The sequence below is a fragment of the Lentzea rhizosphaerae genome (genome assembly GCF_042649515.1).
In the GTDB taxonomy this organism is placed as follows: domain Bacteria; phylum Actinomycetota; class Actinomycetes; order Mycobacteriales; family Pseudonocardiaceae; genus Lentzea; species Lentzea aerocolonigenes.
This window is the reverse complement of sequence record NZ_JBHRZI010000010.1, coordinates 41,266-65,527: the sequence shown is the minus strand read 5'-3', so window position 1 is coordinate 65,527 and position 24,262 is coordinate 41,266. Positions and strand designations below refer to the sequence as shown.

General features: G+C 70.4%; 20 protein-coding genes. 10 read left to right on the top strand and 10 right to left on the bottom strand.

The features are described 5' to 3' along the window. Positions 1-14 precede the first annotated feature (14 nt). Genes ACFOWZ_RS06735 through ACFOWZ_RS06725 form a run of 3 tightly spaced genes read left to right on the top strand, consistent with a single transcriptional unit; the run spans position 15 to position 4,085 of the window. A complete protein-coding gene (locus ACFOWZ_RS06735) occupies positions 15-1,163 on the top strand; it encodes a DegT/DnrJ/EryC1/StrS family aminotransferase (protein WP_382370238.1) in 1,149 nt (382 codons plus the stop codon). A gap of 4 nt (positions 1,164-1,167) precedes the next feature. Next, positions 1,168-3,039 (top strand): cellulase family glycosylhydrolase, encoded by a 1,872-nt coding sequence (locus ACFOWZ_RS06730; protein WP_382370236.1) that lies wholly within the window; start codon positions 1,168-1,170, stop codon positions 3,037-3,039. After that, positions 3,036-4,085 carry an alcohol dehydrogenase catalytic domain-containing protein gene (locus tag ACFOWZ_RS06725; protein ID WP_382370234.1) on the top strand — a complete coding sequence of 350 codons (1,050 nt, stop codon included), beginning with the start codon at positions 3,036-3,038 and terminating at the stop codon, positions 4,083-4,085. The genes ACFOWZ_RS06730 and ACFOWZ_RS06725 overlap by 4 nt, the downstream gene beginning before the upstream one ends. Here ACFOWZ_RS06725 and ACFOWZ_RS06720 read toward each other — a convergent pair whose 3' ends face one another. The 3 genes from ACFOWZ_RS06720 to ACFOWZ_RS06710 all read right to left on the bottom strand — a co-directional run bounded on the left by ACFOWZ_RS06720 (position 4,086) and on the right by ACFOWZ_RS06710 (position 7,172). After that, positions 4,086-4,763, bottom strand: coding sequence for a response regulator transcription factor (locus ACFOWZ_RS06720; protein ID WP_382370232.1), 678 nt, complete (start codon positions 4,761-4,763; stop codon positions 4,086-4,088). Between the two features lie 128 nt (positions 4,764-4,891). After that, on the bottom strand, positions 4,892-5,752 hold the full coding sequence (locus tag ACFOWZ_RS06715; RefSeq protein ID WP_382370230.1) for a transglutaminase domain-containing protein: 861 nt from the start codon (positions 5,750-5,752) through the stop codon (positions 4,892-4,894). Positions 5,753-5,804: 52 nt separating this feature from the next. Beyond that, positions 5,805-7,172 carry an aldehyde dehydrogenase family protein gene (locus tag ACFOWZ_RS06710; protein WP_382370228.1) on the bottom strand — a complete coding sequence of 456 codons (1,368 nt, stop codon included), beginning with the start codon at positions 7,170-7,172 and terminating at the stop codon, positions 5,805-5,807. Between the two features lie 541 nt (positions 7,173-7,713). Here ACFOWZ_RS06710 and ACFOWZ_RS06705 point away from each other — a divergent pair. Then, positions 7,714-10,410 (top strand): excinuclease ABC subunit A, encoded by a 2,697-nt coding sequence (locus tag ACFOWZ_RS06705; protein ID WP_382370226.1) that lies wholly within the window; start codon positions 7,714-7,716, stop codon positions 10,408-10,410. Between the two features lie 110 nt (positions 10,411-10,520). Here the strand turns inward: ACFOWZ_RS06705 and ACFOWZ_RS06700 are convergent, their stop codons facing one another. Together ACFOWZ_RS06700 and ACFOWZ_RS06695 are read right to left on the bottom strand one after the other, a co-directional pair. Beyond that, positions 10,521-11,192 (bottom strand): response regulator transcription factor, encoded by a 672-nt coding sequence (locus ACFOWZ_RS06700; protein ID WP_382370224.1) that lies wholly within the window; start codon positions 11,190-11,192, stop codon positions 10,521-10,523. Positions 11,193-11,519: 327 nt separating this feature from the next. Beyond that, positions 11,520-11,684 (bottom strand): hypothetical protein, encoded by a 165-nt coding sequence (locus tag ACFOWZ_RS06695; RefSeq protein ID WP_382370222.1) that lies wholly within the window; start codon positions 11,682-11,684, stop codon positions 11,520-11,522. A 735-nt stretch (positions 11,685-12,419) separates the two neighbouring features. On the opposite strand from ACFOWZ_RS06695, the gene ACFOWZ_RS06690 reads away from it, so the two are divergent. Continuing rightward, complete coding sequence (locus ACFOWZ_RS06690; protein WP_382370220.1) at positions 12,420-13,052, top strand: hypothetical protein; 633 nt, start codon at positions 12,420-12,422, stop codon at positions 13,050-13,052. Positions 13,053-13,184: 132 nt separating this feature from the next. Here ACFOWZ_RS06690 and ACFOWZ_RS06685 read toward each other — a convergent pair whose 3' ends face one another. From ACFOWZ_RS06685 to ACFOWZ_RS06670, 4 genes are all read right to left on the bottom strand, one after another. Continuing rightward, a complete protein-coding gene (locus ACFOWZ_RS06685) occupies positions 13,185-13,949 on the bottom strand; it encodes a hypothetical protein (protein ID WP_382370218.1) in 765 nt (254 codons plus the stop codon). Further along, the gene (locus ACFOWZ_RS06680; RefSeq protein ID WP_382370216.1) at positions 13,946-14,824 is read right to left on the bottom strand and encodes an ATP-binding cassette domain-containing protein; all 879 of its coding nucleotides are present in this window, start codon (positions 14,822-14,824) and stop codon (positions 13,946-13,948) included. The genes ACFOWZ_RS06685 and ACFOWZ_RS06680 overlap by 4 nt, the downstream gene beginning before the upstream one ends. A 199-nt stretch (positions 14,825-15,023) precedes the next feature. After that, positions 15,024-15,434 carry a hypothetical protein gene (locus ACFOWZ_RS06675; RefSeq protein ID WP_382370214.1) on the bottom strand — a complete coding sequence of 137 codons (411 nt, stop codon included), beginning with the start codon at positions 15,432-15,434 and terminating at the stop codon, positions 15,024-15,026. Between the two features lie 195 nt (positions 15,435-15,629). Further along, positions 15,630-16,817, bottom strand: coding sequence for an oxygenase MpaB family protein (locus ACFOWZ_RS06670; protein ID WP_382370212.1), 1,188 nt, complete (start codon positions 16,815-16,817; stop codon positions 15,630-15,632). Positions 16,818-17,001: 184 nt separating this feature from the next. Here ACFOWZ_RS06670 and ACFOWZ_RS06665 point away from each other — a divergent pair, with 184 nt between their 5' ends. The 3 genes from ACFOWZ_RS06665 to ACFOWZ_RS06655 are packed head-to-tail and all read left to right on the top strand — an operon-like array spanning position 17,002 to position 20,038. After that, positions 17,002-18,606 (top strand): succinic semialdehyde dehydrogenase, encoded by a 1,605-nt coding sequence (locus ACFOWZ_RS06665; RefSeq protein WP_382370210.1) that lies wholly within the window; start codon positions 17,002-17,004, stop codon positions 18,604-18,606. Then, entirely contained in the window at positions 18,603-18,866 is a 264-nt protein-coding gene (locus ACFOWZ_RS06660) for a GXWXG domain-containing protein (RefSeq protein ID WP_382370208.1), read from the top strand. Before ACFOWZ_RS06665 ends, ACFOWZ_RS06660 begins: the two co-directional genes overlap by 4 nt. An 8-nt stretch (positions 18,867-18,874) precedes the next feature. Next, the gene (locus ACFOWZ_RS06655) at positions 18,875-20,038 is read left to right on the top strand and encodes an acyl-CoA dehydrogenase family protein (RefSeq protein WP_382370206.1); all 1,164 of its coding nucleotides are present in this window, start codon (positions 18,875-18,877) and stop codon (positions 20,036-20,038) included. Here the strand turns inward: ACFOWZ_RS06655 and ACFOWZ_RS06650 are convergent. Beyond that, positions 20,033-21,595 (bottom strand): long-chain-fatty-acid--CoA ligase, encoded by a 1,563-nt coding sequence (locus ACFOWZ_RS06650; protein WP_382370204.1) that lies wholly within the window; start codon positions 21,593-21,595, stop codon positions 20,033-20,035. The two genes, ACFOWZ_RS06655 and ACFOWZ_RS06650, sit on opposite strands and share 6 nt — an antisense overlap. 188 nt (positions 21,596-21,783) lie before the next feature. On the opposite strand from ACFOWZ_RS06650, the gene ACFOWZ_RS06645 reads away from it, so the two are divergent. Then, on the top strand, positions 21,784-22,956 hold the full coding sequence (locus ACFOWZ_RS06645) for a TetR/AcrR family transcriptional regulator (RefSeq protein ID WP_382370202.1): 1,173 nt from the start codon (positions 21,784-21,786) through the stop codon (positions 22,954-22,956). Between the two features lie 144 nt (positions 22,957-23,100). Continuing rightward, positions 23,101-24,234 (top strand): VOC family protein, encoded by a 1,134-nt coding sequence (locus ACFOWZ_RS06640; RefSeq protein ID WP_382370200.1) that lies wholly within the window; start codon positions 23,101-23,103, stop codon positions 24,232-24,234. Positions 24,235-24,262 lie beyond the last annotated feature (28 nt).

Sequence of the window (24,262 nt, the reverse complement as noted above, 5' to 3'; positions counted from 1 at the left end):
CGGCGGCAGGCGGCGTGACGGATTCCGTTGTGCGGCTGGCCGACCCGATGATCGGCCAGGAGGAGATCGACGCCGTGGTGGCCGTGTTGCGGTCCGGATGGCTGTCGGCCGGGCCGCAGACCGAGGCGTTCGAGCAGGAGTTCGCCGCGGTCCACGGCGCCGGGCAGGCGGTGGCGGTGAGCAGCGGGACCGCCGCGCTGCACCTGGCCGTCGCGGCGCTCGACCTGGGCCCCGGCGACGAGGTGATCATCCCCTCGCTCGGCTTCGTCGCCGCCGCCGAGGTCGTCGCCCTGCACCGGGCCACTCCGGTGTTCGCCGACGTGCGCGCGGCCGAGGACCCGGTGCTGACCGCGGCCGAGGTCGAACGGCTGATCACCCCCCGGACCAGGGCGGTGATCACCGTGCACTACGCCGGCTACCAGGCCGACATCGCCGCGCTGGCGCAGCTGTGCCGGTCAGCTCGACTGCCGTTGATCGAGGACAGCGCGCACGCACCGGGCGTGTGCGTGGACGGCCGGATGCTGGGCACCTGGGGCGACGTCGGCTGCTTCAGCTTCCACGCCACCAAGAACGTCACCGCGGGCGAGGGTGGCATGGTGCTGGCCCGCGACGCCGGACTGCTCGACCGGATCCGCCGGATGCGCTCGCACTCCATCGGCACCTCGCCGCAGCAGCGGATGACCGGCGGGTCCGGTGGCTACGACGTCGCCGACCTCGGGCTGAACTACCGGCCGACCGACCTGACCTCGGCCATCGGCCGAGTCCAGCTGGGCAGGCTCGGCGTCGACCGCCGGGTCCGACGGGAACTCACCGCCGGCTACCGCACCCTGCTCGGCGCGCTGCCCGGGCTGGTCGTGCCGTTCGCCGGCCGCGGGGCCGAGGATTCCGCGCACCACCTGATGCCCGTCGTGTTGCCCGCCGGGACCGACCGCGGGCCGGTGCGCGCCGCGCTGCTCGCCGCGGGTGTGCAGACCTCGGTGCACTACCCGCCGATGCACCGGCTGAGCTACTACGCGGCCGCGGCCGGCCCGTTGCCGGTCACCGACGCCATCGCCGACCGGCTGCTGTCGCTGCCGCTGCACCGCGGGATGGGTGAGGACGACGTGCGGCGGGTCGTGCAGGCGCTGGCGGCCGCGCTGCACACACCCGCGGGGGAGGGCTGACGCGATGGCGTTCCGTCTGCACGAGGGCCGGCTGCTGCGTGACGACCGGCCGTTCACCGCGCTCGGGGTCACCTACTTCCCGGTCCGTGCCGGCTGCCGGCTGTGGGTCGACTGGGATCCCGACGTCGTCGCGGCCGACCTGCGCCGGATCGCCGAGGCCGGCCTCAACACCGTTCGGGTGTTCGTCTTCTGGCGCGACTTCCACCCGGATCCCCGGCACGTCGACGGGCAGGCGCTGACCCGGCTGCGCCTGCTGGTCGAACTGGCCGAGGCCGCCGGCCTGAGCTGCGTGCTGTCGGTGTTGACCCTGTTCATGAACGGTCAGCTGCTGGACCTGCCGTGGCGGCGCGGGCGCAGTCTGTGGCGCGACCCGCAGATGCTGGCGGCCCAGGAGACGTTCGTGCGAGCGGTGGCCGCCACGATCGCCGACCGCACGAACGTCCTCGCGCTCGACCTGGGCGACGAGATCTCCAACGTGGATCCGGCCGAGGCCGCGACGCTGACCCCGGCCGAGGTCGCCCGCTGGTACGGACGGCTGGTCGGTGCGGTCCGGCAAGCGGCCCCCGAGGTGCTGGTCTGCCAGGCCAACAACGCGCTGACCGTGCTCGGCGGATCGGCCTTCGGGCCGGCCTCCGGCCGTGCCCTCGACCTGCTGGCGGTGCACGGGTTCCCGCTCTGGTCGCCAGGGCACATCGAGTCCACGCTGTCGCCGAAGGCCACCCAGCTGCCGGCGTTCCTGGCTCGGCTGGCCGGCGCGCACGGTGTGGCCCTGGTCGACGAACTCGGGACCTACGGCGCGGATGACGAGGTCGCCGCGGCCTATCTGCGCGCCGCGGTCGCCTCGGTGCTGGTCAGCGGCGCGGCCGGGGTGATCGTGTGGTGCTGGCAGGACACCACCTCCACCGCCGAGCCCTACGACCGGCGCCCGGCCGAACGCGTGGTCGGGCTGCACCGCGCCGACGGGACGCCCAAGCCGGTCATGACGGCCTACCGGCAGCTCGTCGACGCCGCACCGGCGCTGGTCCGCACGACCGAGCCGGCCGGGGTCGCGGTGTGGCCGGTGGCCGGGCAGCTCGCCGGCGGCGGGTCCTACCTGGACCCCCACCGCGACGCCGTCTCGCCGTTCTTCGCCTACCTGTTGCTCAAACGCCTGCACGTGGAGGTGGACGTGGTGGTCACTCCGGCCGCCGGGCACCAGCTGGTGGTCTGCCCGTCGGTCGACCAGGTGACGTTGGAGGACCTGGCGCACCTGCGTGCCGCCCTGCACCGGGGCGCCACCGTGTACTACTCGCTGGGTGATCACCTGCACGGCTTCCCAGGTGCGGAGCTGGTCGGCGCCGAGATCGTCGACTACGACCTGACCGGCCGGGACCGGCAGGAGGTCGTCTGGGACGGCGAGGTGTGGCCGGTGGACTGGACCGTCGCGAGGGCGGTGCCCACCACGCTCCGGGCGACCTCCGGCCAGGTACTGGCCGCGTACCCGGACGGCACGCCCGCCGTCGTGGTCAACGCCGTCGGCGCGGGCCGGCTGGTGTTCACCAACGTCCCGTTCGAACGCCAGCTCGACGCGGCAGGGCGGTTCACGCTCGCCCCCTGGGAACGGTTCTACCGGCGGATCGCCGAGCTGGCCGGGGTCCGTCCCGCCGTGCGCTGCTCGGACCCGGAGGTCGAGGTCGTACCGGTCGACGGCGGCGTCGCCCTCATCAACCACCGCGACCGCGCGGTGACCGTGCGGGTCGGCCGGGACGGCGACGACCCCGACGCGGACCTGGTCGTCGACCTCACCGAGAAGGGCTGGACCGTGGCGCGACTCCCCATGACCTCGAACACGGCGACCTTGAATACAGCGACCTCGACCGCAGTGAGCTCGGCGTGAGGGGCGTCGTCTACCGCGGCCCGCGGCACGTCGAGGTCGTCGACGACCTGCCGATGCCCCGGCTGGAGTCCGAACGCGACGCCGTCGTGCGGGTCACCTGCACCGCGATCTGCGGCAGCGACCTGCACCCCTACCGCGGCGAGATGCCCACCTTCGCCACGGGCACCGTGCTCGGGCACGAGTTCGCCGGTGTGGTCACCGAGCGCGGGTCACAGGTGCCGTTCGCGGTCGGCGACCGGGTCGTCGCCTCAGACCTCATCGCCTGCGGCCGGTGTGCGCGGTGCGTGCGCGGCTGGCACTACCACTGTCCGTCGGCCACGTTGTTCGGCTACTCCACCATCGTCGGCGACGCCGTCGCCGGAGGGCAGGCCGAGTACGTCCGGGTGCCGTTCGCCGACGTCGTGCTGGGGCCGGTGCCGGCGGCTGTCACCGACGAGCAGGCGCTGTTCGCCGGTGACGTGCTGGCCACCGCCTACACCGCGGTCACCGACGCGCACGTCGGGCCGGAGCACCTGGTCGGGGTCGTCGGGGCGGGGCCGGTGGGGCTGATGGCCGCGTTGTGCGCGACCGAGTTGGGCGCCGCGGTCGTGGTCTGCGAGGTCGATCCGGCCCGGCGTGAGCGGGCACGCGCGCTGGTGCCGGAGGTGGTGGAGCCCGAGCGGTTCGCCGCGACGATGGCCCGGATGCGCGGCCGGGCCGAGGCGGCGGTCGTCATCGAGGCGGTCGGTTCCGGGGCGGCGCTGGCCTGCGCGGTCGACGCGGCGGGGCCGCGCGGCACGGTGCTGGTCGTGGGCGCGCACGGCGCCGACGACGTCGCCTTCCCGGCCGGCCGGGCGTTCGTCCAGGAACTCACCCTGCGGTTCGCGGTGGGCGACCCGATCCGCTCCCGCGATCCGGTGACGGCGTTGCTGCGCACCGGCCGGGTCGACCCGAGCGCCGTGGTCTCGCACCGCCTGCCGCTGACCGAGGCGGTCCGCGGCTACGAGCTGTTCGACACGCGGGTCGCGGACAAGGTCGTCCTGATCCCGTCGGCGGACCCGTTCTGATCACGGGACCAGCCCGGACTTGATCGCGTTGACCACGGCCGCGGTCCGGTTCGGTGAGCCGAGCTTGAGCATCAGGCTGGCCACCAGCCGCTTGGCTCCGTGGCTGGAGATGCCCAGGCGTCCGGCGATCTGCTTGTTGCTCATGCCCTCGGCCATCAGACCCATCGCCTCTCTCTCCCTGGCGGTGAGCCGCGCCGGGTACGCCGGCGTGGACAACTCCGTCCTGGCCTGCTCCATCAGCTCGCGGGCGAGCTGGTCGGGCACGTGGACCTGCCCGCTGGCGGTCCGGTGCAACGCCTCGGCCAGCCCGTCCAGCGTCAGGTCGGCCAGCAGCACGATGCCGTCGGGCGGGCGCGCCGCGGTGCCGAACAGCTCCTGGACGCCGCTGCCGTCGTCCACCAGGACCAGGATCCTGGCCCCGCCCCCGGCCACCGACAGCGCCGCCCTGCCGGCCGAGCTGGTGACCAGCAGGACGTCGACCCGTCCGGTCGCGAGCGAGGTCTGGGCCTCGGCCACGTCCTGGTGGTAGGTGACCTCGGCGACTCCCGGCACGTCGTTCAGGATCGACTCGAGCCCTCGCCGGGTGACCTCGTTGCCGATCAGCACGGCCACCACGACCGAGGCCGGGGCCCCGGCGGCGGGTCCCGCAGTGTGATGGATCGAGTCCGCATTCGCCATGTGACCGGCCCCCGAATCGCGTCTTTCCGGCTTCGTCCCGTGACCAGCGTCGCTCTGCGGGGTGGTCAACCGGAAGATCCGGACGAGCGCACGGATGACCCTGCGCGAACGGCTATGGCGCCGGGGGTTCAGCGCAGCCGGACCGTGCGAGGTGGCTGGCCGTAGGGGCAGTACTGGGTGATGACGTCGCCGGGGTGCAGACGCGGGTCGCCGCGGTAGCGCCGGGCCACCTCGCGTTCGGCGGTGTCGTCGCCGGCATCGGCCCGGACGAGCAGGTCGGCCAACTCGTCGACCAGCGGGTCGTCGACCTGGTGCGCCACGTCGCCCCAGGCGTCCCAGAGCAGCAGCTCGTCCTTCTGCCGGTGGGCGAGCTCGGTGACGACGCAGTCGCGGATGAAACCCGGCCCGCCCAGCTCTGATTCCGGGGACACCCGGTACAGCTCGGCGTCGGTCTCTCCCGACCGGTGGGCCAGCCAGGCCTGCGCCGCGGTCCGGAACGGGGCTCTCGGCCCGGTGGGCATGTCCTCGACGTCGAACTCGACCGATCCGGGGGCGAACTCGGGGTCGACGCGGCGCCACCGGTCACCGGTCCAGTACTCGGCGACGACGTGGTCCAGGAAGTAGCCCTCGGTCAGGTAGGAGGCGAACCCGACGCGGCTGCGCGCCGCAACCCCGCGGTCGCGCAGCGCGCCGACGACGAACAGCACGTGGTCGCGGCAGCAGCCGGCGACCTTCTCCTCGGTCGCCCTCGGTGTCGCCAGCGGCTCGGGGTGGCGCTCCTGGTCGAGCTCCAGGACGGCCTCCAACCAGCGGCTGTGGATCTCGTCGTGCCGCGCCGGGGACAGTTCGGGCAGTTCGATGCGGTAGTGCGCGATGACGTTGCGCGCGGCCGCGCAGATGCGCGGCACGTGGCCGCGCAGCTCCGCGAGCAGCGCCCGGTGCCGGCCGGGATCGGAGTAGGCGCTGTGCACGGACCAGTTGGTTGACATGCACGTCCTCGAATGGCGCGGATGTTCGGGCAGGCGTCGTCGGACGCGGAGGTCACCCTTCCTGGTGGAGCTCGTGGACGACCTTGATTCGTGTGTACTCGAGCAGTCCCCACCAGCCGTACTCGACGCCGGCGCCGGAGTTGCGCACCCCGCCGAACGGCGTGTCGTGGCGGAGCGCCCCGTGCGTGTTGATCCAGACGGTGCCGCAGACCAGCCGGGCCGCCAGCGCACGGGCCTGCTCGGCGTCACCCCAGAGCGACGCGCCGAGCCCGTAGCGCGTGCCGTTGGCACGTGCGATCGCCTCGTCGAGGTCGTCGTAGGCGATCACCGGGATCACCGGGCCGAACTGCTCCTCCAGTTCCAGATCGGTGCCGGGCGGGAGGTCGGTGACGACGGTCGGCGGGTAGAACCAGCCGGGCCGGGGCAGCCGGGCGCCGCCGGTGACCACCCGTGCGCCGGCGGCGGCAGCCTCGTCCACCAGCGCGCTGACGCGGTCGAGCTGGGCACGGCTCACCAGCGGGCCGTACTCGGTAGCGGGGTCGCTGCCGGCACCGACGACCGCCTCCTCGGCCAGTTTCGCCAGCGCCGTGACCAGTTCGCCGGCCTGTGCGCCGCTGACGTAGATCCGCTTGACGGCCGCGCAGAACTGGCCGCTGTTGACCATGGCACCGGCGAACAGCGCCGGTGCCAGCGCCGTCACGTCGGCGCCGGGCAGCACCACGGCGGCGTCGTTGCCTCCCAACTCGAGCACCACCGGCAGGAGGCGGCCCGCGGCCTGCTCGGCGATCGCCTGCCCGGTGCCCACCGAGCCGGTGAACGAGACCATGTCGATGCCGGGGTGCGTGGTCAGCGCCTTCCCCAGCGCGTGGTCGCCGGAGACGACCGACAGCACGCCGGGGGGCAGGTGCGGCGCGAGCAGCTCGACCGTCCGCAGCGTGGCGAGCGGTGTCTCCGGTGACGGTTTGACCACCACCGCATTGCCTGCCAGCAGCGCGGGCGCGATCTTGCACACCGCCAGGATGATCGGGAAGTTCGAGGGTGCGATCGCGGCCACCACGCCGTGCGGCACCCTGCCGATCACGACCGAAGCGCCGGAGCCCGCGTCGACCTCCTCGTCGGTGCCGGGCAGGTCTGCGGTGTGGCCGAACCAGCTGGAGGACAGGTCCACCTCGGCGCGCGCGGCGGCCAGTGGCTTGCCCTGCTCGCGGCTGAGCAGCGCGGCGACCTCCTCGGCGGCGTCGGCGAGTGCGGCCCCGCAGGCACGCAGCCGGGCGCGGCGCTCGTCGACCGGGAGCGCGGCCCACCCGGGAGCGGCCGCGGCGGCGGCGGCGATCGTGGCGTCGAGTTCGGCTGCGGTGCAGACCGGGGCGGAGGCGAACACGGCACCGGTCGCGGGGTCCGTCACATCGAGCGCGGTCACGCCGGACCGTCCCCGGTGACGCCCCGCCGGCTGGATCGGATACTGCTTCCCGACATTCGCCACGACGCGTCGCGCCTCGGCCGCATTGCGCTCAACCATTGCGAAACCTCCCCGCTTCCGGAGCGATTGCGAAATTTATCCGGCTCGGCTCGGCCGTTGTCCTGCTGACCGTCGAATCGATGTCGAATCGCCGGTACTCGCCCGTGGTCCGGCGGAGCTCGCAGAATTTTTCGAATGCAGGGCGAATGATGTCCGAGCAATGCCCGCAACCCTATCAGGCGGGTCGGGCCGGCACGAGGTCGTTCGAGCGGTCGATCGGTGCACTATTGCGGCAGGTCGGGAGTGCTAATTGAAAGGGGGTCTCGCCAATCCGATCGGCCTCGTTTAGGGTAGCTGTCAGGAGCGCTCGCGACTCCGTTGTGAATATTCGTTCTGACATCCACATGCGGCCGCGTCCAATGCTGTCCATCCGCCGACCGCTCCGACCCTCGACGGCTGCGCGGGGGAGAACGCCGCACGCATCACCGGACAAGGACAGGCGATGAGTGAACACGTGCGGGACCCCGAGCGAATCGTGCTCCGCGGTGTCCGGCAGCACAACCTGCGGATCGGGGAGTTGTCCCTGCCCCGAGGCGGCCTGACCGTCGTCACCGGAGTCTCCGGCAGCGGCAAGTCGTCGCTGGCGTTCGACACGATCTACGCCGAGGGTTACCGGCAGTACCTCGACAGCCTGTCCGCACACGTGCGACGCAGACTGCCGAAGGTCAGCAAACCCACGGTCGACTGGGTCAGCGGCCTGAGCCCGACGGTGGCGATCGAGCAGCGGACGATCAGCCGCAACCCGCGGTCGAACGTCGGCACGATCACCGAGATCTCCGATCGCCTGCGCCTGCTCTTCGCCCGCACCGGACGGCACGACTGCCGCAAGTGCGGCACCGAGGTCGCGCCGCTGGACACCGCCGCGCACCTCGCCGCACTGGCCGAGGCGGCGGCCGAGGGGCCGGTGCGGCTGGTGGCCACCGAGCCGGACGGCGGCGAGACGGAGGTGCTGCGTCTGGAGGCCGCCCCGGACGCCGACACGCTGGACGACGCCGGGCTCGTCGTCGAACGGGAACTGCGGGCCGAGCGGCGGCTGACCGTGCTGCGTGACCGGACGCCGGTGCGGCACCTCGCGGCCGGCTGGGTCTGCCCGTCCTGCGGCACCGAGGTGCACGCGACGTCGTCGGACTGGTTCACGCCGAACTCACCGGCCGGGATGTGCGACGACTGCCAGGGGCTGGGCTACACCTACCGCGTCGACGCCGCACTGCTGGTCGGTGACGCCCGCGAGTCGGTTCGCTCCGGCGCGCTCACCTTCTACGGCGACCGCCGCCGCAGCAAGAAGACCTGGTGGCCGCAGCGGGACCTGCCGGACCTGCTGACCGAGGCGGGGGCGAGTCTCGACACCCCTTGGGAAGATCTCCCGGCCGAAGTCGGTGACCGGATTCTGGGCGATCTGACCGAGCACATCGAGCGGCTGTTCAAGGACGCCGACTCGCTGGAACGCAAGTCGTTCTACCAGGGCTTCATGGCCAAGCGGCAGTGCGGCTCCTGCGGTGGTACCCGGCACGCCGCGGAGGCGCTCGCGGTGCGCCTGGCCGGCCGCAACATCGCGGAGGTCAACGGGCTGTCGATCTCCCGGCTGCGGGACTGGGTCGGCGAGGTCCGTGCCGAACTGGCCGGCAACTTCCTGGCCGAGCTCTCCGCGGAACTGCTCGACCAGGTCGACGCTCGGGTCGAGTTCCTCCTCGAGGTGGGCCTGCACTACCTCTCGCTCGACCGTTCCGCGCCCACGCTCTCGGCCGGCGAGGGCCAGCGGCTCCGGCTGGCGCGGCAACTCGGGTCGGGCCTGGTCGGTGTCGTCTACGTGCTGGACGAGCCGTCGATCGGCCTGCACGCGCGGGACAACGGGCGGCTGATCGGGATGCTGCGCCGGCTGGCCGAGGCGGGCAACACGGTGCTCGTGGTCGAGCACGACCGGGAGACGATGGAGGCGGCCGACCACCTGGTCGACATGGGGCCCGGCGCCGGGACGCGCGGCGGACTGGTCGTCGCGGCCGGCCCGACCGCCGAGGTCATCGCCGACCGCACGTCGGCCACCAGCGCGTACCTCCGCAACGAGCGGACGGTGGTCTCACCCCGGCCGGAACGCCGCCGCCCGGACGACCGCAGGCTGGAACTGACCGGCGCCCGGCTGAACAACCTCCGTGGAGTCGATCTCACCATCCCGATCGGGGTGCTGACCTGCGTCACCGGCGTGAGCGGGAGCGGCAAGAGCTCCCTGATCACCCGGACGCTGCAGCCGGCCGTCGACACCGCCGTGCGGTGGCGGCGCACCCCCGTCGGCCCGTTCGACCGGCTCCGCGGCGCGGAGCACATCCGCCGGGTGACGACCGTCACGCAGGACTCGATCGGCGGATCGTCGAGGTCGACGCCCGCGACCTACCTCGGGGTGTTCGACGAGATCCGCAAGCTGTTCGCCCGCACCGACGAGGCCGTGCGGCGCCGGTACTCCACGGCGATGTTCAGCTTCAACACCGAGGCGGGCGGGCGCTGCGACCGGTGCGCGGGCAAGGGCGTGGTCCGGATCGAGATGCTGTTCCTCGCCGACGCCTCGGTGCGCTGCCCGTCCTGCGACGGCCTGCGGTACTCGGCGCGCGTCCTGGAGATCACCCACCGCGGCCGCACGATCGCCGAGACACTCGCTCTGGAGGTCGGCGAGGCGATCGAGCTCTACGCCGACGTCCCGGCGATCGCCTCTCCGCTCCGCACGCTGTCGCAGGTGGGGCTCGGCTATCTGCGGCTCGGGCAGGACACCGGAACGCTCAGCGGCGGGGAAGCACAGCGGCTGAAGCTCTCTCGCGAACTGCTCAGGCGCGACGAGGGCGGGACGCTGTACCTGATCGACGAGCCCACCACCGGCCTGCACTTCTCCGACGTCCAGGTGCTGCTCGACGTCCTGCACGACCTGGTCGACCGCGGCAACACGGTGGTCGTCATCGAGCACAGCGTGGAGTTCGCCGCCGCGAGCGACTGGATCGTTGATCTCGGACCCGGCGGTGGCGAGGACGGGGGCCGGCTGATCGCGGCCGGCCCGCCGGAGCTGCTCGCCACCCACCCGGACAGCGCGGTCGCGCCCTACCTGGCCCGTCAGCTGGCGCTGACCGCGGCCCGACGACCCGAGGCGGAGGCATCGTGACCACTTGCCGGGCCGGGCCGGTGCAACCTGAAGCAGCCCGTCCGAACGCCGCGGAAGCCGGAGTGGTTGATGTTAGCGCTAACAATTTTGGGCGTGGTGCGACCCGGGTGTCACGTCACGGACGGTTCGATCAGTCCCGATTTGATCGCGGTGACCACGGCCATAGTCCGGTTCGGCGAGTCGAGCTTGAGCAGCAGGCTTGCGACCAGCCGTTTCGCTCCGTGGTCGGAGATGCTCAGTCGACGGGCGATCTGCTTGTTGCTGAGTCCGTCGGCGAGCAGTGCCAGGGTCTCGCTCTCCCGGCTGGTCAGCTTGGCCGGTCGGGCGGCGCGCGCGGGCAGTGGGGCCGCCGCGCGCTGGATCAGTTCGCTCGCGAGCCGGGCCGGGATCTGGCTCTTGCCGGCGGCCACCCGGCGGAAGGCCTCGTCGAGGCCGGTCGGAGTCAGGTCCTGGCGGGCCAGGAAACCGTGGGCCCACGGTGGCGCGTCCTTGAGCGCGGTGCGCAGGTCGGTGGCGTCGACCAGGACGAGGATTTTGGTCTGGACGCCGTCCGGGAGCTGGCAGCTGCCGTAGCCGGCCTCCGCGATGATCAGAATGTCGATCGGGGTGGTCGACATGAGCCGGCAGGCATGTTCCCAGTTCTCGCAGTGGACACCGGTTTCGACGATGGCGAGGTCGTCCAGTATGGAACCCAAGCCGCGGCGCACGAGCTCATTGCCGGCGCAGACGGCGACGGTGAGGCGGGGGGCGATCGGCACTTCCCGCGATCCGATCTGGGTCATCGCTTGCGGATTCCCTTCAGGCTGCGGCCCAGCCGAGGCTGGTCTCCAACTGTGTGCGTAAAGAACGGCGGGAGTGGCAGTGCGGTTGCAAGACCGTGTTCGGCGATACGGATTCGTAATCGGCATCTCAAGTCTTCGTTATCGCGCATGTCAAAGGAAGGCACAGTTCTGAATTCCACTGCGGATCCCCTTTCGTCACCAGCCGACAAACGTTCTTCCTGCTGTGGCGTGCGGTGGTCGGCGAGGCCTCTGGCCCCTACCCAGAAAACCTTGCACGGGGCTGTTGGTCAACAGTAAAGGCCGTTTTAACATCATCCGGCGGGCCATTCAAAACCCGGGGCGGTACGGTGCGTGACAAGCCGGGAAGTCGGTCACCCGTTCGCCGACGTCGAAGACACCGTCGCGCTCGAACGCCTCCGCCACGGTCACCACGTCGGTCGGCGACAGTCCGGTGCAGGGCCACGTCATGTGCGGTGTCGGATGACTGGGCATCCACGTCGCCATCGCTCGGAGACCGACGTTTCCTTGCGGCGTGATCACGCCGTTCAGATGCTCGAACCGATTCACGGCACACGGCCGGATCCCGCCGCGGCATCGGCCTGATCCCCTGCGGCCGAGAGTGTCCATGCGCGTCCATACAAGCCCCCCCAAGGCCGGTCGCGTACGCCGACCAAGTTACCCGAGAGACTTAGGCGACACCATGCTGGCTTTTCGTCACTGTTCGCGCTATGGCGTCGCTTCCGAAGACTGTGGACCCGCCGTGTTGCGGCGATGTCGTCGAATGCATTCGACGGGCGGGCGGCCGACCGGCCGACGTGTACTCGTGTGGCGGCGTCGAGCATCTGGACAAAAGCGACTCACCCTCTGCCACAAGAGCCACAACCTGCCCGAACATCACGACTGTGTTCGGGCACGTGTGCAGCCAGGCCGGGTTTTCAGGAAACCGGCCCGGACGAGGGTGTACTCGCGGTCGACGGAATCGTTGATCTCGAAATCGCACCTGCCCGAGTTCAGGTCAAATGCACCGGGGAGTTCAAGGGCGGTGCAACAGCGACGTGATGGAGGAGTAGTGGCGCCAACGCTGGAGCCGCACTGCGGACGCACTGCGGTTGTGGGACACCGACGCGTCGCGGCCAGCGGACGCGCAGGCGGCAGACGGGGAGAAGTCACCCGGTCGTGCGACTGAAAGCGGCACCTGCGCAGCGCGGGTGTGCTTCAGTGATCAGCATGCGTTTCGCGTGGCTTCTGGTCTCCGTCGTGGCTCTCACCGCCTGCACCGCGCCGCCGGAGCCGCCGCTGGGCTCGCCGGCGCCGAAGCTCGACCCGCAGGCGATCGCCTACGACAACCTCGACTTCAACCTCGCCCGCCCGGCGGTGTTCGACAGCACCTGCGAGACGCTGCCCTCGAACCTGCAGTCGTTGCTGGGCGCCAAGGAGAAGCCGCGCACGGGAATGGGCGGGAGCTGCAACGCCGACATGGCGTGGGGGGAGCTGTCGATCGCGCTGCTCGGGCCGGGATCCGGGCGGAAGTCGAATGCGCGGCACTTCGTGGACGTGTGGAACGGCGACCGCGGCTCCAGCGGCTACTTCCAGCGGTCGATTCTGCTGGACCGCTACTACGCCACCACGGTGATCAGCGGTGAGGTCAACGAGTCCTGCACGGTCACCGTGGACACCGGGTCCGAGCTGCCCTTCGAGGTGCGGGCCAGGATGGACTTCGACGAGAGCATGGCGTTGGCGAAGCAGGACGTGGACCAGCCGATCGACCGGGCCCTGCGGGAGTACTGCCCCGCGGCCGAGGAGATTGCCGAGAAGCTGCTGCCGCTGATCGACGAGAACGGCGGCAGCCGGGCGAACTAGCGCCTGTATCGAGTCAAACCTACCGACCATATTTTTTGGCGCGAAAAGCACGTTCGGGCCATCTATCGGCCCGAACGTGCTTTTCGCGCCAAACAGCAGGGGCTCGGTGCGGACTTCGATACAGGCGCTAGCCTAGCCGGCGTCGCGGCGCTGCAGGCGGAACAGCGCGAAACCCAGCAGCGACAGCCACAGCACCAGCGAGCTGATGGTCTGCGCCCACCCCGTGCCGAGCCCGGCCAGGTGCCAGGCGGCCTCGAGCGGGTAGATCAGGCCGAACACCTCCGGCAGGGCCATCCGCGCCACCATCAGGATCGGCACCACGATGAAGAACACGGTCAGCGACCCGCCCGTGTTCGGCACCAGCAGGGAGATGATCAGCGCGGTGAGCAGCACCAGCGCGGTCGCCAGCATCGTCACGCCGAGCACCCAGCCGAGGCGCATGCCCAGCAGGTAGTTGTGGTGGAGGCCGTCGGCGGTGGACTTGATCAGGAGCGGGAACAGGATGAACGTGACGAGCGTGCACACCAGCCACACCGCGCCGAGAACCGTGCCCTGCGCCAGGAAGTAACGCATGCGGGAGGGCTGCACCAGCAACGTCGGCTGCACGCTCTTGTACTGCCACTCGCCCGCGACGAGCTTGATCACCGTCGCGAACACCAGCAGCAGGCCGAGCTGGACGACGATGAGCAGCGGGCCGATCTGCTTGCCCGCGCTCGCCAGGTTGGTCTGCGTCAGCGTGAACAGCAGCATCAGGCCGACCAGGAAGACCGGGGCGAAGGCGAGCACGAGCTTGTCCGAACGCGTGCCGACGAGCTTGCGCAGCTCGACGGCCACGAGCCGCCAGAACGGTGATCGCCCCGCCGCTCGCTGGACCGGCGGCGTGTGGACCTGGGTCATGCCCTGCTCCCTGAAGTCAGGCGGAAGAACAGGTCTTCCAGGCTCATCTGCTCCTCACGCAGCCCGAGCAGCGGAAGGCCCGCGGCGAAGGTGACGTCCGAAACGCGCTCGACGGGTGCGTACGCGGCGATGTAGCCGTCCGGTGCGGGCTGGATGGCGACGCCGCCCCGTTGCAACACCTCAGCGAGCTTGTTCATGTCGCGAGCGCGCACCAACGAGCGGGAGGACGTCGTCAGAGTCGCAAGTGGACCGTCCGCCACGATGCGTCCGTTGCCGATCACGAGCACCCGGTCGGCCGTCTGGTCCACTTCGGACAGGACGTGGCTCGACAGCAGCACCGTGCCGCCGCGGGAAGCGTGCCCGCGCAACAGGGTCCGCACCGCGCGGATGCCCTCCGGGTCGAGGCCGTTGATGGGCTCGTCGAGCACGAGCAGCGGTGGGTTCGTGAGCAGGGCGTGTGCGATGCCGAGACGTTGCCGCATGCCGAGGCTGTACTTGCCGATCTTGCGCGAGGCGGCGTCGGCCAGGCCCAGCATCTCCAGCACCTCGTCCGCCCGTCGGCTCGGCACGCCGGCCAGCGTGGCGGCCATGCGCAGGTGGCCGCGGCCGCTCCGGCCGGGGTGGACCGCCGCCGCGTCGAGGAGCACTCCGGCCACGTGGGACGGGTTGGGCCACGCGGTGAACGGGCGGCCCGCCACCATTGCCTGGCCGTGGTCGGGCCTGGTCAGCCCGGTGATCATCCTCAGGGTCGTCGACTTGCCCGCGCCGTTGGGCCCGAGGAAGGCCGTCACGGTGCCGGGTTGCAGCTCGAAACCCACCTGGTCGACGACCCGGCGTCCCTCGTACGCCTTCGTCAGCCCCCACGCTGTCAGCACGCACACACGGTAGCGGCCGTGACTGTCCGTCGCGGGCCGAATCGGCAGGAATTCCCGCAATGGTGTTGCCAGACTCGGCGGTGAACGACGGCGGCGGCCCAGCGCGGGCGTGTCGCTCGTGCTGGGCCACCGTCCGGCGATCAACACAGTCCAGAATGGAGTTCCGGTGTTCTGGATGTCGGACCTGTCGCGGCAGTGGTCAGGAGATGAGAACGACGGTGTAGTTCAGCGTGGCGCCGCTCGCCGTGTAGGTCGCCGTTTGGCCGTTGCGGCAGTACGAGACGAACGTGTTGCCGGTCTGGCTGGTTCCGCCGACGGCCTGCACCAAGGGGCGCACGTCCGAGCCTTCTGGCAGGTCGGTCGCGGTGAGGTCGACGACTCGCCACTGGTTGATCGGGTAGTTGTCGGTCTCGGGGGAGAGTCCTCCGGTGCGGGTCGTGACGCGGAACGACAGGACGAAGCCCGCGTTGTTCACCACAGCCACCTTCTGCACGCAGGGTGCGGCGGCGGTCTCGGCTGCTGATGCCGACGGGTGTGCGACCAGTGTTCCGGTCAGCGCGGCCACGGCGCCTGCGAGGGCAAGACTCCTGAAGGACTTGTTGGCTGGCAACAGATGTACCTCTCTGCTCGCTACTGGGATCCTGGCGGATGATGATCCGCTGCGAGGCCCGGGTTTCCGCTGCCCCGCGTGGACAAACAGGAACGCTTGCGAGACAAGGGAATTTCGGCCAACTGGTGGCACTGTCTGCTGCTGATGTTTCGTCAAGTTGCGTGACGCGAGGGGTGCATCGGCCCAAGTGGACGGTCAGGGACGGTTCGCGGTGGGGATCGTGATGAGGGTGGCGGTCGGTGAGGTGCCCTTGTTGAGGAACAACATTGCCAGTGCGCGGATGAACTGGTCGAACAGGTAGAACCCGACGGGCATGACGGGCAGGAGGCCTTCGCGGAAAGCGATGTAGGCCGGCCAGCCGGTGCGGATGAACGCCGCCGCCGTGTAGTCGCGGCGCAGTCCCAGCCAGTCGCCGATCGCGTTGCTGAGGACGTAGCGGACGAACTCGTTGAGGAAGCCGCGGGTGACGCCCAGGTCGATCTGCGCGGTCAGTCCGAGCAGGTCCTCTGCCAGTTCCCTGCCCTCGCGCGTTGGGGCGAGGATCGGTGTCAGCACCTGCGCCGACTGCGCGTACGCGGCGGCCCAGGTCTTGGGGATGAACTCGTCCCGCACGCCCAGGAGGTGGATGGCGACCTGCCACATGTGCAGGAACGCCTCCTCGTCCGCGGCCGACATCGGAACGCGCCATTCGCGCAGTTTCCTGTGCACGAAGGTGCCGAGGCTGTGGAAGGTGACCAGGATGTCGCCGTTGCTGATCGGGATCTGCTCGTCGTTGACCGCCTGCCACTGCGGCGACTGGGGCAACAGGTGTCGCACCGCCGCGTGCACCAGGCGGGTCTTGTTGGCTGTCACCACGAACTGCCCTGCGGGCTCGAAGGCGGTCAGCTCGCTCATGTCGTAGCCGAAGGTGAACGTCTTGGCCGCGCGGTCCTTCATGTCGGCACCGCCGGCGGACCAGTAGACCGACTTGGCCTCGCGTGGGATGACCGTGCTCATGATGCCGCTGCCGAGGCCGTACAGCAGGAACAGGTAGGTGTCCTTGCGCCGGTTGAAGTCGGCGGCGAGGCGCAGCTTGGTGCGGTCGGCCCAGGAGGGCAGCCTGTTGGCCTTCTGCAGGTGTGCGGCGAGGTCGGCGGGCAGGCCGCTGGGCAACGGGTCGTTGTTGTTCACCCACGAGCGCATCGCGGTGTTGACCACCGGAACCTGGCCGTTGTCGAGAAGATCCGCCAGCAGACGGTCCACCTCGTCGTCCCAGGTCCACCACGGGTCGCTGTCCGAGGTCCCGCTCGTCGGAGCCGCTCCTGCCGGGGCGGCTCCGGCCATGCCCACCAGGCCCAGCGCGACGCCGAGCGTGAGAACGTTCCTCCTGCTGAGACTGCTCATTTACTTACCTGGCTTCCTCGATAGGTAGACGCGTCAGGTTTATGGATCTCGCGCAGTGAACAGGCCTGGTCCTCCTTGATCTGGCACGAGAATTCTCGTTAACATAGCCAGGCTGCACCAGGCTGCCGTCCAGCGGCAAGCCGATCGCCGACCTGAATCGGTCCGCCACTCCAGAGGAGTCTCGATGGCAGCGGAGCAGACCCGGATCCCGGCACCCTCTCGCCCCGTCTGGGTGACCGACGAGCTGGTCGCGCGGTGGTGTGCGTGGGTGCGTCGAGACGTGACGCGGCAAGGGGACCCGGAGCCGGAGCCGGTGACCGCTGTCGCGCCCTACGACCTGGCACCGACCCCGCCGGTTCCCGCGTGTGCCGGCGAGGACGTCGCGTCCGCGGTGGGGAGTGCCCGGCACGCCCAGCGGGAGTGGGCGCGGAGATCGGTCGCGGACCGCGGCGAGCTCGTGCTCGCCTTTCACGACCTGCTCCTGGCGCGGCAGGAGCAGGTCCTCGACCTCATCCAGTGGGAGACCGGCAAGGCGCGGTACCACGCCTGGCAGGAGGTGGCCCAGGTCGCGACGATCGCCCGCCACTACGCGCGCCGGGCACGGCACTACCTCGGACCTCGTCGTGTGCGCGGAATGGTGCCGGGCCTGACGAAGGTCAGGGAGGTGCGAGTGCCGAAGGGCGTCGTCGGCGTCATCTCTCCCTGGAACTACCCGCTCTACCTCGGCGTCGGCGACGTGCTGCCCGCACTGCTCGCCGGCAACGCCGTCGTCTCGAAGGCGGACTCCCGGACACCGCTGACCCTGTTGTGGACCCGTGCCCTGATGGGGGAGGCGGGACTGCCGGACGACGTGTGGCAGATCGTGGCGGGTCCGGGGGACGTGGTGGGAACCGCTCTGGTCGATTCCGTCGACTTCGTCTGCTTCACCGGCTCGACCGTCACCGGCCGCGCGGTGGCCGAGCGCGCCGCGCGGCGGCTCATCGGCGCGTCCCTCGAACTCGGCGGCAAGAACCCGCTCATCGTGCGCGAGGACGCCGACATCGCGGCCGCGGCGGCCGGCACGGTGGTGGCCGCTTTCGCCAACACCGGACAGATGTGCATCCACGTCGAACGCGTCTACGTGCACGAGGCGGTCTACGACGCGTTCCGCGACGAGTTGGTGCGGGCGACCAGTGCACTGCGGTTGGGTCAGCGCTACGACTACTCGGCGGACATCGGGTCACTGACCTCCCAGGCACAGCTCGCGATCGTCGAGGCACACGTCGGCGACGCGGTGGGCAAAGGCGCGACCGTGCTCGTGGGCGGCCGCGCTCGCCCGGACCTCGGCCCGTTGTGCTACGAGCCGACGATCCTCGAAGACGTCACCCCCGACATGGCCGTTTTCGGGGAGGAGACGTTCGGCCCGGTGATCTCCCTGTACCCCTGCGCGGCCGGCAGCGATCCCGTTTCGCTGGCCAACCAGGGGACGTACGGCCTGTCGGCATCGATCTGGTCGCGCGACACCCGCGCGGCCGGACGGATGGCCCGGCGGATCCGCGCCGGCTCGGTCAACATCAACGACGGCGCGGCGGCCGCAGCCGGCAGCATCGAGGTCGGGATGGGTGGCATGGGCGACAGCGGACTCGGCAGACGCCATGGCGCGGAAGGGATCCGCAAGTACACCGAGAGCCAGACGATCGCCGTGCAGCGGTTCATGCCGCTGGGCCCGTCGCCGAAGTCGTCCACGTCGAGCTTCGTCCACCGCACCAACCGGCAGCTGGTCCTGTTGCGCCGCTTGGGGATCCGGTGAACGACGACACGATGGCGCGGTGGCAGGCGCTTCGTGCGGCGCCAGGTCCCATCGACCCGGACGAGCTCGACGCCCGGCGCGGCTTCGCCTTCCAGACCGGACACCCCGTCGAACGGCTGCTGACGAGAAGCCGTTGGCACCGCAAGAGGTTCGCCGCGCCGCACGCCGCCGCGCCGCTGGTCTGCCGGGCCGACGACGGCGAGCCGGATGTCGTGCTCGCGGAGGGCCGCCACTTCGACTTCGGTCTGGAACGCGAGTGAGGAGCCGGATGAGCAGCGTGATCTCCGCCGCACGATCGCTCTACGACGACGACCACGAGCTGCTGCGCGACACGGTCCGCGCCTTCGTCGACAAGCACGCCGCGCCGCACGCCGAGCGGTGGCGGGCGGAGGGCAAGGTCGACCGCGCGCTGTTCGAGGAGGCGGCCAGGGCGGGCATCCTCGGCTTCGGCATTCCCGAGGAGTACGGCGGTGCCGGCATCACCGACTACCGCTTCAACGCGGTGATCGGTGAGGAGTTCTCCCGCAACCCGGTGTCCGACGGGCTCGCCGGGGTCGCGCTGTCCAACGACATCGTCGTGCCGTACTTCACCGGCCTGGCCAACACCGAGCAGAAAGCCCGCTGGCTGCCCGGCATCGCCGCGGGAAAGCTCATCGTCGCGATCGCGATGACGGAACCGGGAACCGGGAGCGACCTGGCCGGGATCGGCACCACCGCCGTGCGCGACGGGGACTGCTACGTGGTCAACGGCAGCAAGGTCTTCATCTCCAACGGGCAGAACGCCGACCTCGTGGTCACCGCCGTCCGCACCGGCCCCCACCGTCACAAGGGGATCAGCCTGCTCGTCGTCGAGGCCGATCGCGCCGGCTTCTCCCGCGGCCGCAACCTCGAGAAGATCGGGCTGCACGCCCAGGACACCAGCGAGCTCTTCTTCTCCGACGTCCGCGTGCCCGTCGCCAACCTGCTCGGCGAGGAAGGAACCGGCTTCCTCGGCCTGATGCGCAACCTGCCTCAGGAACGCATCTCGATCGCCGCCAACGCCGTGGCCTCGGCCGAGGGCGTGCTGGAACGCACTCTCGACTACGTCAAGCAACGCAAGGCGTTCGGCCGGCCGATCGGGTCGTTCCAGAACACGCGCTTCGAACTGGCCTCGATGGTCACGGCCGTCCGGGTGAGCCGGAGCCACGTCGACGACCTGCTCGCCAGGCACTGTCGCGGCGAGCTCAGCGCCGTGGACGCGGCGGCGGCGAAGTTCTGGACCACCGAGCAGTACGTCGACATCGTCGGGCGCTGCCTTCAACTGCACGGCGGTTACGGCTACATGCTCGAGTACCGCATCGCCCACGACTACCTCGACTCGCGCATCACCACGATCTACGGCGGCACCACCGAGATCATGAAGGAGATCGTCGGCCGCGATCTCGGGCTATGACGCCCTGCGCTCTTCGTCCACGGTGCGAAGTAAATCCTTGGTCACCTTCCCGCCCGCGTTGCGGGGTAGTCCGGCGACCACCACGAGATCCTTGGGCATCTTGAAGGAGGCGAGCCGTCCGTCGAGGAACCCGGTCAGCTCCGGCAGGGACACCTCGGTGCCGGGGGCGAGGGTGACGAACGCGACGGGCACCTGGCCCCAGCGGTCGTCCGCCCTGCCGATCACCGCGACCTCCAGCACCGAAGGGTGTTCCGCGATCACGTTCTCCAGCTCGGCGCAGTAGATGTTCTCGCCGCCGCTGATGATCATGTCCTTCTTGCGGTCGACCACCCACACGAAGCCCTCGTCGTCCTGCCTGACCAGATCACCGGAGTGGAACCAGCCTCCCGCGAACGCCTCCGCGGTCTCCCGCGGTTTGTTCCAGTACCCCCGCGTCACGGTCGGCCCCCGGTAGACGATCTCGCCCACCTCGCCCGTGGCGACGTCGTTCATGTCGTCGTCGACGATGCGGTACTGGATCGTCGGGATCGGGCGGCCCACGGACCCGAGCTTGCGCGCCGAGTCCTCGCCGCGCAGGACGCAGGTGATCGGCGAGGTCTCGGTCTGGCCGAACACGGCGACGTTCAGGGCGTTGGGGAACTTCTCGGCCATGGCACGCAACGTCGCTTGGCTCGCGGGAGCGGCGCCCCAGCTGATGATCCGCAGTTTCAGGTCCCGCTCGCCGATGTCCGGCTGGGCACAGATCAGATCCCACTGCTGCGGCACGTTGAACACCACGGTGGCACCCTCGCGTTCGTAGGCGTCGAGCACCGCCCGCGGGTCGAAAGCGCCCAGCGGGTGGATCACGACGGTGCCGCCGACCAGGACGTTCGCCACGATCGAACCCAGACCCGCGATGTGGAAGAAGGGCGCGGTCAGGAAGCCGATGTCGGAGTCGTCGAACATCTCCATCGCCCTGATGCAGGTGAGTGCCTGCAGTTGCAGGTTGCGATGGGACAGCAGCACTCCTTTCGGCCGGCCGGTGGTGCCCGACGTGTACATGATCAGCGCCGTCGACTCCTCGCTGACATCGGGCAGTTCCATCGGCTCGTGAGCGGACAGGAGCTCCTCGTACGCGTCGTGCACTCCGTCCGGTTCTCCGATGACGATCACCGTGCCGATCGACGCGGCGCACGGCACGGACTCGAACAGCGACAGCAGTTGTGCGTCGACGACGACGGCCGACGGCGTGCAGTCGGCCAGGACGTGGCCGAGTTCCAGTGGTGCGAGCCGGAAGCTGAGCGGGACGGCCACGGCCCCCAGGCTGTTGGCCGCGAACACGCTTTCCACGAACCACGGGTGGTTCAGGGTGAGCATCGCGACGCGGTCGCCCTCCGCCACGCCCCGGGCGGCGAGCGCGGCGGCCAGTCGCAACGACCGCTGCGACAACTGCGCCCAGGTCGTGGTCTGCCCGAGGTGGCGCAGTGCCGGCTTGTCCGGTCGCATCATCGCGTGCGTGGCGGCGTGCGCCATCCAGTGATGCCGGAAAGACCAGGCGGGAACCGCGGCGGCCGACATCTGGCCACTCCTCTCCGCTGCCGGATCGGCGTTGATCGCGGGGGTCAGTATGCCCGCCGGGCGGCTGGTTGAGAAGGATTATGTAAATCAGGAATCACACGGCGGCCGGTCGGGGGAACGCCGGGTTCGTTCCGTGGTTCACTGGCGCACATGGGCTTGCTTTCGCGTGCGTCCGATCGGGTGCGGCGGTGAGCGCCGAGCCGGCTGCTGCCGCTCGGCCGCGCAACCGCAGGCAGCTCATCGTGGACGCGGCCGGCCGGGCTTTCAGCGAGCACGGCTACCACGCGGCGTCCATGGAGGAGATCGCCGCCAGCGTGGGCATCACCGCGGCGGCCCTGTACCGGCACTTCCCGAACAAGTACGCGCTGTTCGCCGAGTGTGCGAACGTGATGGTGGACCGGTTGGTCGCCGCTCTCGGCGAGGTGGCTCCCGAAGCGGCGTTGGCGGACGTGCTCGCGGCCCTCACCCGGGTCACCGTCGCCCATCGTGCCTCGGGCGGTGTGTACCGGTGGGAGGCCCGCTACCTCAACCGCGAGGACCGCCGGGTGCTCCGGACGAAGTTCCGGCACGTCGTGGGCAGGGTGACCGGCGCGCTGCGACGCGAGCACCCGCTGCCCGACGAGCACCTGCGAGCCGCGGCGGCCCTCGGCGCGATCGGGTCCATCACGATGCACCGCACCTCGATCTCACCGCGCAGGGCCGAAGAACTGCTGCTGGCGTCCGCCCTGCGCGTGGCAGCGACCGACCCGGCGGCCGTTGCCGGAAGCGCCCGCCGCGTCGAACTCCCCGCACAGCCCGTGCCCCGCACTCGTCGTGCCGAGATCCTCGCGGCCGCCATCCCGCTGTTCGAGCGGGACGGATTCGCCAGCGTCACGAACGGCATGATCGCCGAGGCCGTGGGCCTGGTTCCCTCCGCGCTCTACCGCTACTTCCCCGGCAAGGCCGACATCCTGGCGGCGGCCTGCCTGCAGGCAGCCGGACTGCTGACCCAGGCGGTGGAGCAGAACCTCCGCGGCGTCACCGATCCTCACGACGCCGTGACCGTGCTGGCGGCCACCTACGTGGCCTACAGCTTCGAGCACACCGCACTCACCAGCGTCGCCGACGCCGAGGTCGCCGGTCTGCCGCCCAGCCTGCAGCGGCCCCTGGTCGTCGCGCAGCGCGAGCACATCGCCGTGTGGGAGCAGCAACTGCGGCTGGTGCGTCCCGAACTCGACTCGCGCCAGGCGCGAGCGCTGGTGCACGCCGGGTTCGGCGTGGTGGTCGAGGCCGGACGCAGCGTGCGCTGGCAGGACAGCCCTGCTCACCGCGACGCCGTGGCTGCCCTGGTGGTGAGTGCGCTCGGGCTGTCGGCCGCCTGATCGCAGGAGCGGTGGCTGTTCATCGGCGGCCTGTCCGCTGCCGCTGTGTGACGTCTTCCTCGTTTCTGATGATGTCATCAGAAACGCTTGACTGATGACATCAACGCAACTGATGATGTCATCAGTTACTGGAAGGAGCGGCCCGTGATCGACCACCGCGATCCCCACACCGGCTTGCACAGTGAGCACGGCGCGCTCTCGGGGGAACACCAGGGGCGCGCCACGAACCCGGTCGTCAAGGTGCAGGACCTGGCCTGGCTGGAGTTCGTGAAGCCCGACCTGGAGCGCGCGGAGGTCTTCGCGGGGGCGTTCGGGTTCGCCACGTCGTTGCGCACCGAGCACGAGCTGCACCTGCGCGGCACCGACGAGGGAGCGCCGTGCGTGATCATTCGCAAGGGGCCGCGGTCGGCGTTTCTCGGTCCGGCGTTCCGGGCAGCCGAGTCGAGCGACGTGCTGCGGCTGGCCGAGGCCACCGGGCGCCGGGTCGTCGAGCTCCCGGAGACCCTGGGCGGGATCACCGTCGACCTCCTCGACCCGAGCGGCCTGCGAGTGCGGGTCGTCTCCGGCACCGACGACCTGCCCCCGTTACCGCCGCAGACTCCGCACACGTTCAACTTCGGTCACGAGGCTCAGCGCACCAATGCCGCGCAACGTCCGCTGCGGGAGCCCGCGCGGGTGCAGCGGCTGGGGCACGTCGTGCTGCAGACGACGACGTACCGGCAGACGCTGGACTGGTACCTGAAGCACCTCGGGCTGATCGTCAGCGACTTCCTGTACTACCCGGGACAGCGCGAGCGCGGCCCGGTGATGAGCTTCATCCGCTGCGACCGCGGCGCCACCCCCGCCGACCACCACACGCTGGCGCTGGCGCTCGGGCCGGCGAACCGGTACGTGCACTCGGCCTACCAGGTCGCCGATCTGGACGCGCTGGCCGCGGGCGGGGAGTACCTGCACGATCACGGCTACCAGCGCTCGTGGGGCATCGGCCGGCACGTCCAGGGCAGTCAGATCTTCGACTACTGGCGCGACCCGGACGGGTTCCTGGTCGAGCACTTCAGCGACGGCGACCTGTTCGACTGCACCCTCGAACCGGGCTGGGCCCCGATGACCGCCTCCGGTCTCGCGCAGTGGGGGCCGCCCGCCACCGCCGACTTCCTCGGCGTCAAGCCGGGCAAGGAGTCGCTGCGCGAGCTGCGCACGGTGTTCGCCGCACTGCGCGACGACAACGAGTTCGACCTCCGCCGTCTGCTGGGCCTGATGAAGGTCGCCCGCACGTGACCGCGGCCAAGCCCGCCCGTTCCCAGGA